Raw genomic sequence first — 17,943 nt, 5'->3', positions numbered from 1 at the left:
TATTGGCAGGTTTTTGTCCCTGCCAATATCAATTTCTAATACATATAAACTATTGTATCATCCATAAATACCATTCTAAAGCTTGTACGTGAAGGAGTTCTATACGTCTCTCTTTTTATCTTATTAGAAATCATTGTACTTGCTGCATAACTTCCTGCTGTCCATATAGTTGCTTTAAGCATGCCCCCTGCATATCGCCGATTCTCCTCTTCTAAACGAGGTTTTTTTCGAAATTCTGACAAATATTCTTTTTTTATCTGTATTTTTTTATTTGTATGATCTCTCGAAAATTTCAAATAATCATTTATTTTTAGTGTTTCTCCTAATTTGTCAAAACCTAAACTCAGCCCTAAATCTATTGCCGCATTATAAACTGATCTTCCAAAAGTCTCTTCATCTTCTATATAACTGCTTGCAAAAGATCCAACTGCACCAACTACTGCTTGAATCATCCCCCAATTATCTGCCAAAATTTTTGTTTGAGGAATAAATAGTCCCATAGTTGTTGTCAGCCCAGATACTCCCGCGGAAATCCAACTTACTTCTTTAAAGGACTTACCATCTAATTTCATTTGACTTGCAACAGATGCTATTGTACCAGCAGCAAATGTTACTGCTGCTAAAATCCACAGTTCCCCGTCACCATCTCTTCGCGTCAGTGGATTTCCATCACAGTATACATACAGATTTCGGTTATGCAGTGTCTCCATAGATGCCTTGGCTACTCCAGTTTTATCCGCACAGATAAACCTTCTCAACTCCGGATCATAATACCGGTTCTTCAGGTAGTACATCCCTGTTTCTTTGTCGTAGTAGTATCCTCTGTAACGGAACGGGTTCTGCTGGCCTACGGTGTCCTTCAGGCTTCCGGTAATGCTTAGAATCTTACCCCAGCTGTCATAAGTATAGTTTACCACCGTGTTTCCATCCTCGTCAATAAGAGCAATGATATCGTTCTGGAGGTTTCTTACATAGAAGTAGTTCTTTCCTCCAATGATAATGGAAACAAGGTTTGCGTTGGAATCATAAGTGTACCAGAAGGTCTGTCCATTGGTGATCTCTGATACCAGAAGTTCCCCTGCCATTCGGTATTCGGTAGCTGTACCATCTACAACTTTCTTTGTTCTGGAGCCTGTATGATCGTAAAAATACTGGATGTTCTTTCCATTGTTTACCCCGGCAAGCTTTCTGCCCATAATCCAGCGGTAAGTAATATTTCCTCTGGTCAGCATGTTTCCGATTGCATCATAGGTCATTGCTGTGCCGTTCCAGTTCACAAGCTGGTCTTTCCAGACAGAAGCATAAGATCCTGTTTCTGTTCTTTCCGGGAAAGCAGGAAGCTCTCCTGCGGTATATGCATACTCCTTCACCTCAGTCAGATTTCCTCCCAGATCATACTCGTAGACAAATGTCTTATTCTGGGTCTGGCTGTCTTCACGGATCAGCTGGTTCCTCTCGTCATAGCAGAAAGTATCTGTCTTTACCGCGCCGGAGCCTGAGCGATCCTGGATCCTTGTGATATTTCCGTTTTTGTCATACTGATAGGTAAGCTTTCTGTCTCCCACAGTCAGACCTGACGGCATGGCATGTTCCTGATTTCCGTTTGCTGCCGGATAAGCCACCTTTACTGCAAAAGCCTTTTTGGTGCTGAGAGTTACACCTGCTGCCCTTCCCAGCTTATCGTAAGTGCTGGTCTTTGTATAGCCTCCGCGTACCTTTGTGGTCTGTTCCCTGCCGTCTTTATCATAAGTATAAAGAGTCGTAGTATGGGAAACGCCTGCCTTGTGGATCAGTTTTGTCATGTGGTTTGTTGCATCGTAAGTATACTCATAAAAAGAACCTTTTTCATCTCTTACACGCATCAGGCGGTCAAGGAAATCATAATCCAGATCATAGGTTTTACCTGCCATATGGTTCACAACCCGGCAAAGATTTCCCTCTTTATCATAGGTATAAGTATTCAGCTTCTGCTCTGTTCCGCCGGAAGATTCTCTGAAATAGCTTTCTGTCATCCGGTCCTGACTGTCGTAGGTGTACCGGATCTCATTTCCATTTGCATAAACAGTCCTGCTGAGATTTCCGTTTCCACTTTCATAAATATACTGTACCACCTGACTGCCTGCAATGGATGCGGCTGTTGTGTTTCCAAAAGCGTCATATTCAAATCCATAGCGGAAGCCGTTGTGGTCAATGGACGTCAGTTTGTCCTTTGTATAGCTATAAGTATTTTTTACCACCTGCTTTGTTCCGCCTGCAGTTACTTCCTGAGAGACGGAAGTCATGCGGTCTGCAGAATCATACTTATAACTCAGCCTGTTGCCCTGTCCGTCTGTCAGAGAATTAAGAAGATCTGACTTCACATTCCAGTCATACAGGGTTCTGTTGCCCTCTGCATCTGTGACAGACGCCACATGGTTTTTGTCTGTGGTAAAAGATCTTGTGATCCAGATACCTTTATCCTGAGCATCAGGCTGCACAGTACCGCTTTTTGTGATGTTTCCGTTTCCGTCATAGACCAGACGGTTCACCACGCCCATAGCGGAGGTTCCTTTCGTCACGTTATGTTTTTTATCATACTCATACTTAAATTTATTTCCCTTGGGATCCGTGATCCCGGTCAGGTCGCTGTTTTCATTATATTCAAACTTTGTTGCATTTTTCTGGGAATCCACGGCAGAGATTACATTGTTTTTGTCATCATAGGTGTAGCTCTGTCCGAATTCTTCCCGGTACAGGGAAAGTCCGTCAAAAAATGCAAGGTTGGCATTTCTGCAGTAAGTATAGGAAACCTTAATGCTGGTGTAATCCTGTTTTGCCACATACACGTCACCCAGGAACTGCCAGTCAAGAATATCCGGGCTGAAATTTGTATAATGAATGTCATTTTTTCCGTCTGCCCCTACAAAAACTACTTCTACGCCAAAGCGGCGGTATTTATCATTATCTGTTTCCGGAAGACAGGTTCCCCGACCCCAGGCATTAACCATGTAAGTGTCTCCTTTTTTGCCTGTGAGATCAAGGAGTTTTGTAAGACGCTTATTTACCTGAGTATCGCCTATGAAACGGTATATATATTTATCCAGCCCGCCTACTCTTTCGGGAACTATGGATACCGCACGTTTATCAACTTCTGTTGTCATATTCAGCTGGCAGTAACGTGCATTCAGAAAACAGAAATTTCTTCCGCGCTGTACTGCATACCATTTCTGATTTCCTGTCAGGCAAATTCCACGCACTGCAATTTTCTGACCTGCTTTTAATGTAATAACTGCTTTTCCTGTCAGCGATGGAGTATCAAATACTTTGTCTTCCTGCTTCATGGTGCAGACAGGAGCATTTACACTGAGACGGATCACATGATCTCTTTTTATATAGCCAAAATAACGTTTTTTATCGATCTGCATGGCTACATAGTACCATTTTTGTCCTCTTGAATCTGTTGTAATGGAACGGATTACCACACTGGTTCCTCTGGGTATCACTTCTTCTACAATAGCTCCACTGTCAGAAGCTGAAGCCCGCAAAATTGCTCCTGTAACCGCAACTGCCCCACAATTATCTCCATCATTTCCGCCAAGGTATGCAAATGCTCTGCTTGCCGGAAAATATCCCCGTTTTCCTTCTGCATTTTCCACCCTGTACCACTGGCTGTTTTCATTTGGAAGGGAAACAGAAGCATAAAGATGTGTCCATTTCTGTACACTTGCGACTTTTTTTCCATTCAGGGATGGTCTGTCATAAATATACGAAGTTCCTGCTGCCGTTACTGTTACAGCACGGTTTACCGGTCTTACATTTTCAGATCCGACTGATGTCAGGCCATCTTCATAATATGCCTTCTTTTCAAAATCCGTGCTTCCCAGCTGGAAGTCCCCGTTGTCGATCAGATTACATCTGCTTACAGTTGTTCCCGTTTCCAGCTGAGCCATATCACCGTATAACACGCCTGCAGCATGATATAAATAAAGATATACACGTACTGTAGGATCTTTAGAATCAGAGGGCACAGTAAAGGTACGGTAAAGACGTACGAAACCGCCTGTTGTTTCTTTCAGAATTTCACTGTCCAGATAAATCCATTTTCCATTTTTGTCAATATATCTGATCCTCAGCCTTGCGCCTCCATCTTCTGCGGCCTGCTTCATTTCTGTTTTTACATACATAGAAAAGGTATACGTCATTCCTGCTTTCAGCTTTACATCCTGAGCCCAGCTTACATACCCTTTCAGGGAACTGCTCTCCGCTTTTAAGGATCTGGTTCCTACTTTGCAGTGCTTCTGATCCGTATTGACAGATGCTGTTCCTGATGCGTCTGTTCCGATAATCTTTCCCCATGCTGACTTAGCTGCCTGAATGATCGGATCCTTCAAAAGCTGAACTACATTGGTCTGAAGCTTTGTGGCGTTTTCCAGACAGTTCACATGATTTCCGCTGGTATTGAATCGTGCGCTTGCAGCATGGCCAAAGCCGTCATGAATGTGCAGAAGGTTTCCGCTGTTGTTAAAGCGATAGATTTCGCTTCTTTTTTTATTGTCTGTGAATTTTGTGCTGTTATAGCCGTAAGTCAGGGTCAGACTGTTTCCTTTCACATTCCCGCCGAACTCTGTGATTCTTTTTACACGATAAGGGCTGGAAGTATAATATTCGTAATTGACACGGTATCCGTCAACATCCGTCAGGGAAGTAAGCATATGATTTTTATCATATGTATAATTTACAGTTTCATTGTCAATATCAATGATTTTTACCAGATCTCCATTGTTGTACCCGAACAGCTTCTTTTTACCGGAAGGTGAAGTGATCTCATGAAGATAGGTAAGCTTGCCCTGACTGTTTTTCAGATAAGTAAGAACTGTCTTTCTGCCTGCGCCGTCTGTAACAGAGATGACTCTTCCTTCATTCCAGGCAACAACTAGAGTATTTCCATTTTTGTCCTTTACTTTTACCAGATATCCATTTCGGAACATCAGCTGATTGTTTTCCTTATCGTGGATCACAAGCTGTTCACTGGCATCTGCGTGAATAGTCACATAGGATTCCGAACCACCTTCCTCCAGCCATTTGGATTTTTTGGAATCATAGTAAAAATAATGAACGGTTCCGTCTCCGTCTGTGTGCTGATAATAGTCAGTTCCTGCAATTTTTACTTTTTTCAGAGTCTGATGATAACTGAGGGCAAATCCGTATCCATAGCCCAGGTTCACCTGCCTGTTATTGGAATTGTATACATGGGCAAGGCTCATGGGTACGCGGCTTCCGCCGGTTGCCATGGTATCATGGATCAGGATCAGGTTTCCGTTATAGTCATTTACATGAACATTTCCCGCTCTTCCCACATCCTGGCTGTGATAGCTCCAGTAAGCCTCCAGACCTGAATAATTCACATAGGAAAGCTCGATTCTGGGGCGCATATCCTGAAATCCGTTGTCGCAGTCAGAGGACAGAAATTCTGTATATCCGGAAAGCTCTTTGTCATTTTTAAACATCAGTCCGTAGTTGCCGCCGTTCTGATACCAGTCCTTTACCATTCTGGTAATATCCAGGGTAATGTATTTCTGCTGGTCTCCTTTGTATCTGCATATATCCTCCACAGTATCGGAATAAAGAGGCTTATTGTACCAGTTAATGGAATCTGAGTTCCACGCATGAAGCACCTTATGCACTGCCACAGTACGTTCTTTTCCGTCCTCAGCCAGTGAAACAAGCACCAGTCTGGCATTGATGACCATATCTCCTGTTTTGATCTCCGGAAGCGCAAATCTTACAAAGCTTCTCTGTACCTGATCGCCTCCCTTGTTTTTCAGAATAATACTTTTCTGGAAGTTGTCCTCCTCATATAAGGAATCCACATGGGCGTCATAGATCTCAGAAGCTTTTTTGGAGGTAGTTGTTACAGGATCAATGACTACCGGAAACAAGCGGTTCTCAGATCCCAGCCATTCCATATCCGGCAAAAATGTGATCCTGCACACATCTGTGTCTGTTTCTGTAAGGCTCAGACGGATTGCCTCTGATTTTTCGCCGCCGGCGTCTTTCATGCAGGGCGCATGAACACAGAACACTTCCTGTTCCTCCCTGTCTAAAAAAGAAACCACATTGTTGCGCAGTACAGGACGAAGATTTTTCATCTGATAAAGACAGCTGTAAGTATCGGAAACCGCTTCCGGTTTATGAAGAATCAGATCTTCCTTCACTCCTTCCCCGTGAATCCGGCAGCGAAGCTCTGCCCCGTCAAAAATGTCCTTATAAGAAACTACGCTTTTTTCCTGTTTCCGGGCTTCTGCATAAGTACCTCCCTCCAGCCCCCAGGAAAGAAAGCTGTCTTTTCGGCTCAGGTACACTGTGGAAGCCGGTTCTGCTTTTTTGTTCAGGAAAATCTCCAGATCCCCTTTTCTGTTCAGAAATCCCGGGATTTTATTTTCCTGCACTGAGCTTTCCATATCCATTCCCGAAAAAATTTCTTTTTCACGGAATCTCTGTAAATTCTGCGGCGTTTCTGTTTCCTGAAGGGTATCATCCATTTCCTTCCAGTTTCCGCCTCTGTCCTGGTAGTGTACGGGCTCCAGATAAATCTCTACTGTTCTGGAATGATCCTGGTTTTCAAATACTTTTCTGTTTGCAGTACGCTGATCCGCAAGCTCTGTTCGTTTCATGTGTTTCATCTGCTTCATAATTTTGTTCTCCTTTATTCTTTTATTATTTATTTATTCTTGTAATTCAGGTCCGGCTCTGTTTTACAATCAGGATTATAACAAACAAACGTTCTTTTTCTCCATAACACATCTGTATACCGAAAGAACATTTGTTTGTATTTTATTATCAGAATATTTCCTGTTGACAAATACCCTTGCAGGGTATATGATAATAATACAAATAATACCCATAAGGGGTATGTTTATAAACAGAATTTATTTTTAGCCATAAATGAATCAAAGGAGGAATTTACAGTGACTGAAACAACATCCTGCTGCTGCACAAAAAAAACAGTACGTCCGGAGGAAGACCGGAAAAAGCTTGTAAACCGTCTGAAAAGAATTGAAGGACAGGTTCGCGGTATTATAGGAATGCTGGAAAACGATGCCTACTGCAATGACATTCTGGTTCAGTCCGCCGCAGTAAACGCTGCAGTGAATGCTTTTAACAAAGAACTTCTTGCCGCCCATATTAAAACCTGTGTGGCAAGGGATATCCGGGAAGGCAAAGACGAAACCATTGATGAACTTGTGGTTACTTTACAGAAACTTATGAAATAAGACTGTGTACGGAACAGACAGTCTGTACACAGCAGAAGGAGGAAATATGGAACAATATCAGGTAACAGGAATGAGCTGTGCGGCCTGCAGCGCCCGGGTAGAAAAAGCTGTATCCCACGTTCCCGGGGTAACCTTCTGCTCGGTCAGTCTGCTCACCAATTCCATGGGAGTAGAGGGAAGCGCCTCCCCTCAGGATATTATAAAGGCTGTTGAGGAGGCCGGTTACGGAGCCTCCCTAAAAGGCTCTGACAGTCAGCAGTCCTCTGCATCCCAGGCTGCGGAAGCTCTTGCGGATCACGAAACTCCCATTCTGAAAAAACGACTGATCGCCTCTGTGGGCTTTCTTCTGGTTCTCATGTATTTTTCCATGGGACATATGATGTGGGGCTGGCCTGTGCCTCAGTGGTTTGAACACAATCATGTTGCCATGGGGCTTTTACAGCTGCTTCTTGCAGGGATCGTCATGGTCATTAACCAGAAGTTTTTTATCAGCGGATTCAAAAGTCTCTGGCACAGATCCCCCAATATGGACACGCTTGTTGCCCTTGGCTCCATGGCGTCCTTTGTCTGGAGCGTGTATGTGCTTTTTGCCATGACAGGCGCTCAGGTCAGCGGGGACATGGCTGCTGTGGAAAATTACATGATGGACTTTTATTTTGAGTCTGCGGCAATGATCCTTACTCTGATCACTGTGGGAAAAATGCTGGAGGCCCGCTCCAAGGGAAAAACAACAGACGCGCTGAAAAGTCTTATGAAGCTTGCTCCGAAAACAGCCGTTGTGATCCGCAGCGGACAGGAAACCACAATCCCTGTAGAACAGGTTCACAAAGGAGATATCTTTGTTGTCCGTCCGGGAGAAAACATTCCTGTAGACGGAGTAGTTCTTGAAGGGACAAGCGCAGTAAACGAATCAGCTCTCACAGGTGAAAGCATTCCTGTAGACAAAGCAGCCGGGGATATGGTATCTGCAGCCACGGTCAACCAGTCAGGATTTATCCGCTGTGAAGCTTCCCGGGTAGGAGAAGATACTACTTTATCCCAGATTATAAAAATGGTCAGCGACGCTGCAGCCACCAAGGCTCCTATTGCAAAAATCGCAGACCGGGTTTCCGGGATCTTTGTGCCTGCCGTTATCACCATTGCTGTAATTACAACTATTGTGTGGCTTCTTACAGGACAGACCTTTGGCTATGCTCTTGCAAGGGGAATTTCTGTTCTTGTTATCAGCTGCCCCTGCGCACTGGGACTTGCCACTCCGGTTGCCATTATGGTAGGAAACGGCATGGGCGCCAAAAACGGGATTCTTTTTAAAACAGCCGTATCTCTTGAAGAAACAGGAAAAGTACAGATTGTGGCTCTTGATAAAACAGGAACCATTACCAGCGGTCAGCCGGAAGTTACTGATATTCTTCCTGCAGAGGGATTTTCTGAAGAGCAGCTTCTGACTCTTGCCTTTTCTCTGGAACAGAAAAGTGAGCATCCTCTGGCAAAAGCGGTTCTGAAAAAAGCTGAAGAACGGAAGCTTCACGCTTCTGAAATTTCTGATTTTCAGGCGCTTCCCGGAAACGGACTGTCCGGCATTATGAACAGTCAGACGCTTATGGGAGGCAGCATGAAGTTTATCAGCAGCCGTGTTTCTGTGCCGGATTCTCTGAAACAGCAGGCCGAACATCTGGCTGAACAGGGCAAAACCCCTCTTCTCTTTGCCTCAGACAACAAACTGGCCGGTATCATCGCAGTTGCCGATGTGATCAAGGAAGACAGTCCGCAGGCTGTTAAAGAGCTTCAGAATATGGGAATCCAGGTTGTAATGCTTACCGGAGACAATGAAAAGACTGCCCGGGCCATCGGAAAGCAGGCAGGAGTGGACGAGGTGATCGCAGGAGTTCTCCCTGACGGCAAGGAAAGTGTGATCCGTTCTTTGAAGGAACAGGGAAAGGTTGCCATGGTAGGAGACGGGATCAATGACGCTCCGGCTCTTACAAGGGCAGATATCGGCATTGCTATAGGAGCAGGAACAGACATTGCCATTGACGCGGCAGACATTGTTCTGATGAAAAGCCGGTTAAGCGATGTGCCTGCAGCCATCCGCCTCAGCAGAGCTACCCTCAGAAACATCCACGAAAATCTTTTCTGGGCATTTTTCTACAATGTAATAGGAATCCCTCTTGCCGCAGGCGTGTGGATCCCCATCTTTGGCTGGACCTTAAATCCCATGTTCGGGGCTGCCGCCATGAGCCTTTCCAGCTTCTGCGTTGTCACAAATGCCCTCCGGCTGAATCTTTTTAAGGTTCATGATGCAGGCCGGGACAAAAAAATCAAACAGGCTGTTTCCATTCTGCCTGAAAAAGATTATAATGAAAGTAATAAAGAAAAGGAGACTACTTCTATGGTAAAAATCACAGTAAATGTTGAAGGAATGATGTGCCCCCACTGCGAGGCTCATGTAAATGAAGCGATCAAGGCTGCTTTCCAGGCAGAGGATGTTGTTTCCTCCCACGAAAAAAAGACAACTGTTTTTACTTCTCCGGAACATGTGGACGAAGATAAGATCCGGGAAGTTATCAAAAATGCAGGATACGAAGTAACCGGAATTACTGAAGAATAAACCGGATACTACAAAATGTATCTGCACTGCTACTGAAATACAAAAAACGGGTCATGGTCATTTTTGTCCGTGATCCGTTTTTTACAGAATAAGGGGGAAATCATGGATACGACACAGAAAAACAGAGAAAATAAAAGCCTTCGTCTGATTCGCTTCTATGCCAGACGAATATGGAGGGATGCGTCAAATCTTGCAAAATGGCTTCTTCTGGCTGTCCTTACAGGTCTGGCAGTAGGAGCCATAAGCAGCGTCTTTGCAAGAGCCCTGAAATTTGTCACGGATTTTCGTATGCAGAATCTCCAGGTATTTCTTCTGCTTCCAATTTCCGGTCTGTGTATTGTATTCCTGTATCAGAAATTCGGAAAGGATGACGGAGGCACCAACCAGGTGCTTTCTACTATCCGTTCACAGGATGATGTTCCTCTGCGGTCTGCTCCTCTGATCTTTGTCTCCACTCTTCTGACGCATCTTACAGGAGGATCCGCTGGACGTGAGGGCGCTGCCATACAGCTTGGAGGAAGTATCGGCAATCAGCTTGGCACCTGGTTCCGTCTTGATGAAGAGGACAGACATGTGATTGTAATGTGCGGCATGAGCGCCGCCTTTTCTGCTGTTTTTGGTACGCCCATGGCTGCCGCTGTATTTTCCATGGAGGTAGTAAGCGTAGGGGTTATGTACTATGCGGCTCTCCTACCCTGTGTGATCGCCTCTCTGGTTGCCGCCAGATTTGCAGTCAGCTTCGATATCCATCCGGAAAGCTTTCATGTATCCGGGATTCCTGAGCTTTCTGTTGCTTCCGGGCTGAAAATGCTTCTTGTGGCAGTTGGCTGCGGGATCGTAAGTATTCTTTTCTGCGTTGCCCTGAAAGGCATTGGACAGTTTTATTCCCGTTTCCTGAAAAATCCCTATCTGCGTATTGTCGCAGCCTCCGGAGCTATTATTGTGATCACCCTTCTTCTCCAGTCAGCAGATTTTATGGGCGCAGGAAACGGGCTCATTGAAAAAGCAGTGGAGGAAGGACAGGCCAGACCCTTTGATTTTCTGAGGAAGCTGATTCTTACTGCAATTACCATGAAAGCAGGCTTCCGGGGAGGAGAAATTGTTCCCTCCTTCTGTATCGGCGCTACCTTTGGCTGTATTATGGGACAGCTTGTAGGACTTTCGCCTTCCTTATGCGCTGCTTCCGGAATGGCAGCCCTGTTCTGCGGCGTTACCAACTGTCCCATTACCTCCATCCTCATTGCCTTTGAACTGTTTGGATTTGAGGGCGTTTCCTATTACCTGATCGCAGTCTCCATCAGCTATGCTGTTTCCGGGTATTACGGACTTTATAAGGATCAGACCATTGTGTACTCAAAATATAAGGCACGATATATTAACAGGCACACCAAGTAACAAAAAACATCTCTGCCGGAACCGGGATTTTACTCCCCTGTTCTGGGCGGAGATGTTTTTTATCTTCTCTTTATGTGCAGTTATTTCGCTGCCCGCCAGCTATCCTGACTTAACAGGAAAGACTATTTTACATCTGTCTCATCAGATGATTCCAGTCCCTGCGCCTGGATGAATTTCACGGCTTTTTTTACGTCGGCTACATCAAAACTTCTGCCGATAAAATTTTAAGATCAATACTCTCCTACTACTGTAGCCTTAATAAGATTCGTATTTCCGGAACGCCCCAGCGGAACTCCTGCTGTCAGAACGACCACATCGCCTTTTTCTACATAACCGGCTTTTTCTGCCGCCTCTGTAGCGTGGAGCAGAAGGATTTCCATGCTGTACTCTTCTTTAATATGAACCGGCGTGATGCCCCAGGACATGTTCAGCTGTCTGCATGTATGTTCCTCCGGCGAGCATCCTACGATCATGCAGCCCGGACGGTATTTGGAAACCATTCTTGCAGTGTTTCCGGAACGGCTGACTGTAATAATAGCTTTTGCGCCAAGATCAATGGCAGTCATACAGGTTGCATGGGAAATCGCTGTCGTCATGTTTGTGGTAGTTCCATGATCTCTGGAAAGAATGTTAAATTCTTTATTATATGCAATATCGCTCTCTGTACGAAGGGCAATCTTTATCATGGTCCGAAGAGCTTCTACCGGATATTTTCCTGCTGCAGTCTCACCGGAAAGCATGATCGCGCTTGTTCCCTGATAAATGGCATTTGCCACGTCTGTTGTCTCCGCACGGGTAGGTCTTGGATTTTTCATCATAGAATCCAGCATCTGAGTTGCTGTGATTACCTGTTTGCCTGCATTATAAACCTTATTAATGATCTCTTTCTGGATAACAGGAACGTCTTCCAGAGGAATCTCCACACCCATATCTCCACGGGCGATCATGATTCCGTCTGCCACTTCCATAATGCTGTCGATATTATCAACGCCCTGCTGATTTTCAATCTTGGCAATAATATTAATGTCACGACCGCCGTTTTCATCCAGAATCTTACGGATCTCCAGCACATCCTCTGCTGTTCTGGTAAAAGAAGCTGCAATAAAGTCAAAGCCCTCTTTGATTCCAAAAAGAATATCCTCTCTGTCTTTTTTGCTGATAAACGGCATGTTCACATTTACGCCTGGAAGATTCACGCCCTTTTTATTGGAAATCACACCTCCGTTTATTACCACACAGTGGATTTCTGTTCCCTGGATCTTTTCAACCTTCAGGCCGATCAGACCATCGTCGATCAGAATACTGTCGCCGGACTTTACATCCTTATAAAGATCTTTATAGGTCACAGATACCTTTTCTTCTGTTCCCTGGATATCCTCTGCAGTCAGAATAAACTTCTGGCCTTCTGTTACAGTAACCTTGCCTTTTGCAAATTCCTGAATCCGGATTTCCGGTCCTTTTGTATCGAGCAGCGCAGCAATGGGTCTGTTGATCTTTGTTCTGATCGCCTTTAATCTTTCAAGACGGCCTTTCTGTTCCTCATGGGGACCATGAGAAAAGTTAAATCTTGCAACATCCATACCTTCAATGGCAAGCTGTTCAAGTATTCCTTCTTTATCAGTTGACGGACCCATAGTACAAATAATTTTTGTTTTGCGCATATCACACTCTCCTTCTCAAATTTTTACGAAATATAGATTTATTTTATAACAGAAACCATATTTTACACAAGCAAATTTATGTAAAAAAATCGTAGAATCATCTAAAAATTTATAAGATCCTTCAGAACCTCTCCTGCAATGATCAGTCCTGCCACAGATGGAACAAATGCCACAGATCCCGGAACGGACCGTTTCTTAGGGGCTGTCTCGGACTGCTCCTCACTGTAAGAATTAAGCGCCTCCTGAGAAGGCATGACCGGAAGTTCCTGAGAATAAACCACTTTCAGCTTTTTTATTCCCCGTTTTTTCAGTTCACGGCGCATGACTTTTGCAAGAGGACACACGGATGTTTTATAAATGTCAGCCACCTGAAAGGCTGTGGGATCCAGCTTGTTTCCTGCTCCCATACTGCTGATAACAGGAACTCCCGCTGCATTGGCTTCTTCAACAAGCTGAAGCTTGGCTGTCACTGTATCTACTGCATCTACCACATAGTCATACTGGCTGAAATCAAATTCATCCTTTGTTTCAGGCAGATAAAAACACTTGTGCACATGTACCTTTATATCAGGATTTATATCAAGGATACGCTCCTTCATTACATCCACTTTATATTTTCCTATCGTACTTCTCAATGCTATGATCTGCCGGTTCAGATTCGTAAGACTTACCGTATCACTGTCAATCAGATCAATCTCTCCAATACCGCTTCTTGCAAGGGCCTCTGCCGTATATCCGCCTACTCCTCCAATGCCGAAAACCGCCACACGGCACTGCGCCAGTCTGTCCATTGCCGCTTCCCCGAAAAGAAGCTCTGTTCTCGAAAACTGATTTGCCATAATTCCTTTACCCCACTAATTTTTCGTAATCTTCTTTTATAAAACGATGATAAACCGTATGTCCCATTTCCATTTTTATACAGTAATAATAAGGATCGATCTCTTCATCCTGAAAGTACAAAACATAATCAAAATCATTATCCTGTATTTTACAGCACACATAATCCGGACTGAACTCAGCAAAGCAGGCGCAGACGTCATCCACGGAAGGATTATGGCTGGTCCCGAAAAGCTCAATCACAGCCTTCAGAAAAGGCGGGTCTGAAATCTCCCGGTGAACGTACTCCGCCCCTTCCGGGGGAATGGTAACCTCCACCCTTCCTCTGCTTTCCCGGAAAGAAACCTGTCCCAGTCCTCCGGTCCCAAACCCGGCTGAACCATTCAGCTCATTAAGGATCCTTCTTTTCTGCTTTTTCCTTTCTGTCTCGGAGCAATTCCCGTCAGCCGGAAATAGTTTATCCTCTGAATGTATGCCTGAACCTTCTTCCTCCAGAGTTTCTCCCAGAAGAACCATAAAGGAGTCCCAGGGAAAATACAGCCTGATACTTTCCCGGACAAATCCCAGTTTCATCTGCGCTTCCTTGATCTGATCTGTAATATTTTTTATAAGTCTTTGTTTTTTCATGATCGCATTCTCCATAAAATCAGTTTTCCCAGATTGACAGAAACTTATGAACCTCCTGTGTTCCATACCTGTGAAAACCGATATTTTTATCTCTCTTTCAGCCTATTATTCAGGTATGTATTATATCATATCTGTATTCCGTTCACAAGAATCCTGTAATTGTCGTATAGACAGCTGCCATTTTACATTGTTTTGACTTTTTCTTTTCAATATCTACAAATTTTCGTGCTATCCTGTAAGAAATCTGATAAAATATAAAAAAGAAACGGCAGCTTCAGCCGGCTACTGTCAAAGCGCTGCCCCAAGGAGGATATTTATGAAGTTTAAGCTGAACGATATGGAAAAGAAATGGATTCTCTATGATGTGGGAAATTCGGCATTTACCCTTCTGATCGCTACGATCATGCCTATTTATTTTAATTATCTGGCAGATCAGGCAGGCATTTCCGAAGTAAATTATCTGGCTTACTGGGGATATGCCACCTCTGCTGCTACCATCATTGTGGCAGTTCTGGGTCCTGTACTTGGCGCTGCCTCTGACACAAAAGGACGCCGGAAAAAAATATTCCTGGTTTCTCTTCTGATTGGAGCTTTAGGCTGTGTTTTTCTTGGATTCACTCAGTCCTGGATCTGGTTTCTGCTGCTTTTTGTAATTGCAAAATCAGCCTACTCTTTAAGCCTGGTTGTGTATGACTCCATGCTTCCGGATGTTACCACCGATGACCGGGCGGATCAGGTGTCTGCCCAGGGCTATGCCTGGGGATATATCGGAAGCTGCATTCCTTTTATTTTAAGCCTGATGCTTGTACTTTTTTATGATAAGATCGGACTTACCATGAAAACAGCCATGGGAATTTCCTTCCTTCTGGTAGCTGTCTGGTGGATCGTAATGAGCCTTCCTCTGCTGAAAAACTACCGGCAGAAGCATTACCAGTCAGTAGCTTCCGGCAACAACCTGGCTGCCAGCTTCCGCCGTCTGAAAGGAGTTTTTTCCGAACTGAAAAACAACAGAAAAATCCTGTTTTTCCTGATTGCCTTTTTCTTTTATATTGACGGTGTGTATACGATCATTGATATGGCAACTGCTTACGGAACCGCTCTTGGCCTTGACTCTACAGGACTTCTCCTTGCTCTTCTGGTAACTCAGATCGTAGCCTTTCCGGCTGCTCTGATCTTTGGCAGACTGGCGGGAAAGGTCAGCGCTTCACGGCTGATCACTGTTTCTATCGGAGCTTATTTTCTGATCGCCCTGTACGGGATCATTCTCAAGGAACAGTATCAGTTCTGGATTCTGGCTGTTGTTGTGGGAATTTTCCAGGGCGCCATTCAGTCCATGTCCAGATCTTATTTTGTAAAGATCATTCCTGCGGACAAATCCGGTGAATATTTCGGAATCTACGATATCTGCGGAAAGGGAGCCGCCTTTGCAGGAACTATGGTTGTTTCTCTCATAAGCCAGCTCAGCGGCAGCGTAAACCTGGGCGTGGGCGCTCTTTCTGTTATGTTTCTGATCGGAATTTTCTTTTTCCTGAAAGCAGATAAAACACCTTTGAAATAAGAATAAAAAAACGGGGGCGTTATGCCCCCAGAAATTCTGCCAGCTCTTCCAGTGTATAAACTACTTTATCCGCTCCTGCATCCAGAAAACGCTGTGCTGTTTTTTTGCATTTTTCCTGCTGCTCCTGCCAGGAAAGAGCCTCAAATTCTTCCTGAGAAAGTCCAAGCTCAGAGCTTCCGACAATTACTCCCACGGAAAATGCGCCCGCATTTTTTCCTTCTTTTATATCAGAAACCGTGTCTCCCACCTTTATTACTTTTCTTACATCCATAATTCCAAGCTTTTCCATATTTCTGTATATCATATACGGATAGGGGCGGCCCTTCTGTTCTGTGGAATCTGGGCTGAACCAGCAGTCCGGCTCATAACCCTTTTCTTTTGCAGCCGGAGCTACAATCTCCATCATTTTGTCTGTATATCCTGTTGTCGAACCAATGGCATAGCCCTTTGTACGAAGACGGCTTATTACCTCCGGCACACCCGGTTTCGGATCTGCAAACATATGAAGAATACTCAGAAGCTTTTCCTCAAAAATCCCAAAAAGCTCTTTCACATTCTCTTCTGCGGGCTCATTTCCATACTTTTCTGTCCAGCATTTTTTTATTCTGGGCATATTGAGCATGGTACGGATATGATCGATTTTCAGCATCCCCATTGGTTCACGAACCTCCTCCATAGTAGGTTCGATCCCATAATGTTTAAATACTTCCACAAATGCCTGAACCGGCGCAAAGCATCCATAATCTACCGTTGTTCCTGCCCAGTCAAATATCACACATTCAAACTGTTTCATCTTCATTCCTCCTGATGATTCTTATAAAATCTGATCCGGGAATGTCCGGATGCAGGATAATCCTGTCCCTGATATCCCCTGGATCTTATTTCTGTATGCCTCCGTACAGTCCTTATTTTCCTGTACTGTCCAGAAACTCTTTTACAAGATTTACAACCCTTTCAATATCCTCTTTATAGATTTCTCCAATGTTTCCGATACGGAAAGTTTCCGCCTCTGTTACCTTACCCGGATAAATTGCATAACCTCTGTCTTTGATATAAGTATACATATCTGCAAATTTAAAATCATAATTCTCCGGATAAAAGAAGGTTGTAATAATCGGTCCCTGATGCTCTCCGTCAATATACGGGTGGATTCCAAGCTCTTTCATTCCTTTGATCAGAAGCTGATTGTTTTCTTTGTATCGTCTGCTGCGCGCCGGTATTCCTCCTTCCTCTTTCAGTTCCTTCAGAGCCTGGGCAAAGGCCAGAACCACATGTGTAGGAGATGTAAAGCGCCATTTACCGTCCACTTCCATGGTTTTCCACTGATCATAAAGGTCAAGAGAAAGACTTCTTGCTTTTCCTTTACTTTCTGTCAGAAGCTTTCTGTCTGCAATGATAAATGAAAATCCCGGCACGCCCTGAATACATTTATTTGCACTGCTGATGATAAAGTCGATTCCCCAGTCCTTTACCGGAATATCCACTCCTGCAAAGCTGCTCATAGCGTCCACAATAAAGACTTTTCCCATGCTCTTTACTACTTTTCCTACCGCTTCAATATCATTAAGGATACCGGAGGTTGTCTCACTGTGTACCATGGCAACATGGGTAATGGAAGGATCTTTTTCCAGCATTTCCCGGATCACCTCTGCCTTTGGAACCTGATCATAATGTTCATTATAGATCACATAATCCATTCCTGCGTGCTCCGCAATATCTGCCATTCGTTCTCCGTATGCGCCGTTTGCCGCGATCAGAAGCTTGTCCTCTTTTCCGATCACACTTGTGAGAACAGATTCCACACCAAAGGTTCCGCTTCCCTGCATCAGCACTGCCGTATACTCTTCTTCTGATACGTGAGCCAGTTTCAGAAGCTCTTTTCTAATCTCCTGTGTGATCTGTTTATAATCGTCATCCCAGGTACAATGGTCGAACATCATCTCCCCTTTTACAGTATCTGTGGTTGTAAGAGGTCCCGGTGTAAGCAGTTTATAATTTTTCATT

The 17,943-nt window shown here is 44.3% G+C and carries 10 protein-coding genes; 4 read left to right on the top strand and 6 right to left on the bottom strand.

The genetic code is table 11. The features are described 5' to 3' along the window. Positions 1 to 35: 35 nt before the first annotated feature. Positions 36 to 6,671, bottom strand: coding sequence for a DNRLRE domain-containing protein (locus NSA57_RS08835; RefSeq protein ID WP_257464615.1), 6,636 nt, complete (start codon positions 6,669 to 6,671; stop codon positions 36 to 38). A gap of 276 nt (positions 6,672 to 6,947) precedes the next feature. Here NSA57_RS08835 and NSA57_RS08830 point away from each other — a divergent pair, with 276 nt between their 5' ends. From NSA57_RS08830 to NSA57_RS08820, 3 genes are all read left to right on the top strand, one after another. Beyond that, positions 6,948 to 7,253: a metal-sensing transcriptional repressor gene (locus NSA57_RS08830; RefSeq protein ID WP_147598804.1), complete on the top strand. Its 306-nt coding sequence runs from the start codon at positions 6,948 to 6,950 to the stop codon at positions 7,251 to 7,253. A gap of 46 nt (positions 7,254 to 7,299) precedes the next feature. After that, positions 7,300 to 9,861 carry a heavy metal translocating P-type ATPase gene (locus NSA57_RS08825; protein WP_257464614.1) on the top strand — a complete coding sequence of 854 codons (2,562 nt, stop codon included), beginning with the start codon at positions 7,300 to 7,302 and terminating at the stop codon, positions 9,859 to 9,861. Between the two features lie 102 nt (positions 9,862 to 9,963). After that, a complete protein-coding gene (locus NSA57_RS08820; RefSeq protein WP_257464613.1) occupies positions 9,964 to 11,256 on the top strand; it encodes a chloride channel protein in 1,293 nt (430 codons plus the stop codon). Between the two features lie 230 nt (positions 11,257 to 11,486). Here NSA57_RS08820 and pyk read toward each other — a convergent pair whose 3' ends face one another. From pyk to NSA57_RS08805, 3 genes are all read right to left on the bottom strand, one after another. Then, positions 11,487 to 12,917 (bottom strand): pyruvate kinase, encoded by a 1,431-nt coding sequence (pyk, locus tag NSA57_RS08815; RefSeq protein ID WP_257464612.1) that lies wholly within the window; start codon positions 12,915 to 12,917, stop codon positions 11,487 to 11,489. A 101-nt stretch (positions 12,918 to 13,018) separates the two neighbouring features. Then, a complete protein-coding gene (locus tag NSA57_RS08810) occupies positions 13,019 to 13,756 on the bottom strand; it encodes a tRNA threonylcarbamoyladenosine dehydratase (protein WP_022067731.1) in 738 nt (245 codons plus the stop codon). Between the two features lie 7 nt (positions 13,757 to 13,763). Further along, positions 13,764 to 14,381: a DUF3877 family protein gene (locus tag NSA57_RS08805; protein ID WP_171026641.1), complete on the bottom strand. Its 618-nt coding sequence runs from the start codon at positions 14,379 to 14,381 to the stop codon at positions 13,764 to 13,766. A 316-nt stretch (positions 14,382 to 14,697) separates the two neighbouring features. On the opposite strand from NSA57_RS08805, the gene NSA57_RS08800 reads away from it, so the two are divergent. Then, entirely contained in the window at positions 14,698 to 15,939 is a 1,242-nt protein-coding gene (locus NSA57_RS08800; protein ID WP_147598809.1) for an MFS transporter, read from the top strand. A gap of 19 nt (positions 15,940 to 15,958) precedes the next feature. Here NSA57_RS08800 and phnX read toward each other — a convergent pair whose 3' ends face one another. Beyond that, positions 15,959 to 16,732: a phosphonoacetaldehyde hydrolase gene (gene phnX, locus NSA57_RS08795; RefSeq protein ID WP_257464611.1), complete on the bottom strand. Its 774-nt coding sequence runs from the start codon at positions 16,730 to 16,732 to the stop codon at positions 15,959 to 15,961. A 112-nt stretch (positions 16,733 to 16,844) separates the two neighbouring features. Then, positions 16,845 to 17,942 carry a 2-aminoethylphosphonate--pyruvate transaminase gene (locus tag NSA57_RS08790; protein ID WP_257464610.1) on the bottom strand — a complete coding sequence of 366 codons (1,098 nt, stop codon included), beginning with the start codon at positions 17,940 to 17,942 and terminating at the stop codon, positions 16,845 to 16,847. Between the last annotated feature and the right edge of the window lies 1 nt (position 17,943).

Source organism: Blautia caecimuris, from assembly GCF_024622975.1.
GTDB classification, from domain to species: Bacteria; Bacillota; Clostridia; order Lachnospirales; family Lachnospiraceae; genus Blautia_A; species Blautia_A caecimuris.
The sequence above is the reverse complement of the archived record's forward strand: the minus strand, read 5'-3'. Positions and strand labels throughout refer to the sequence as shown.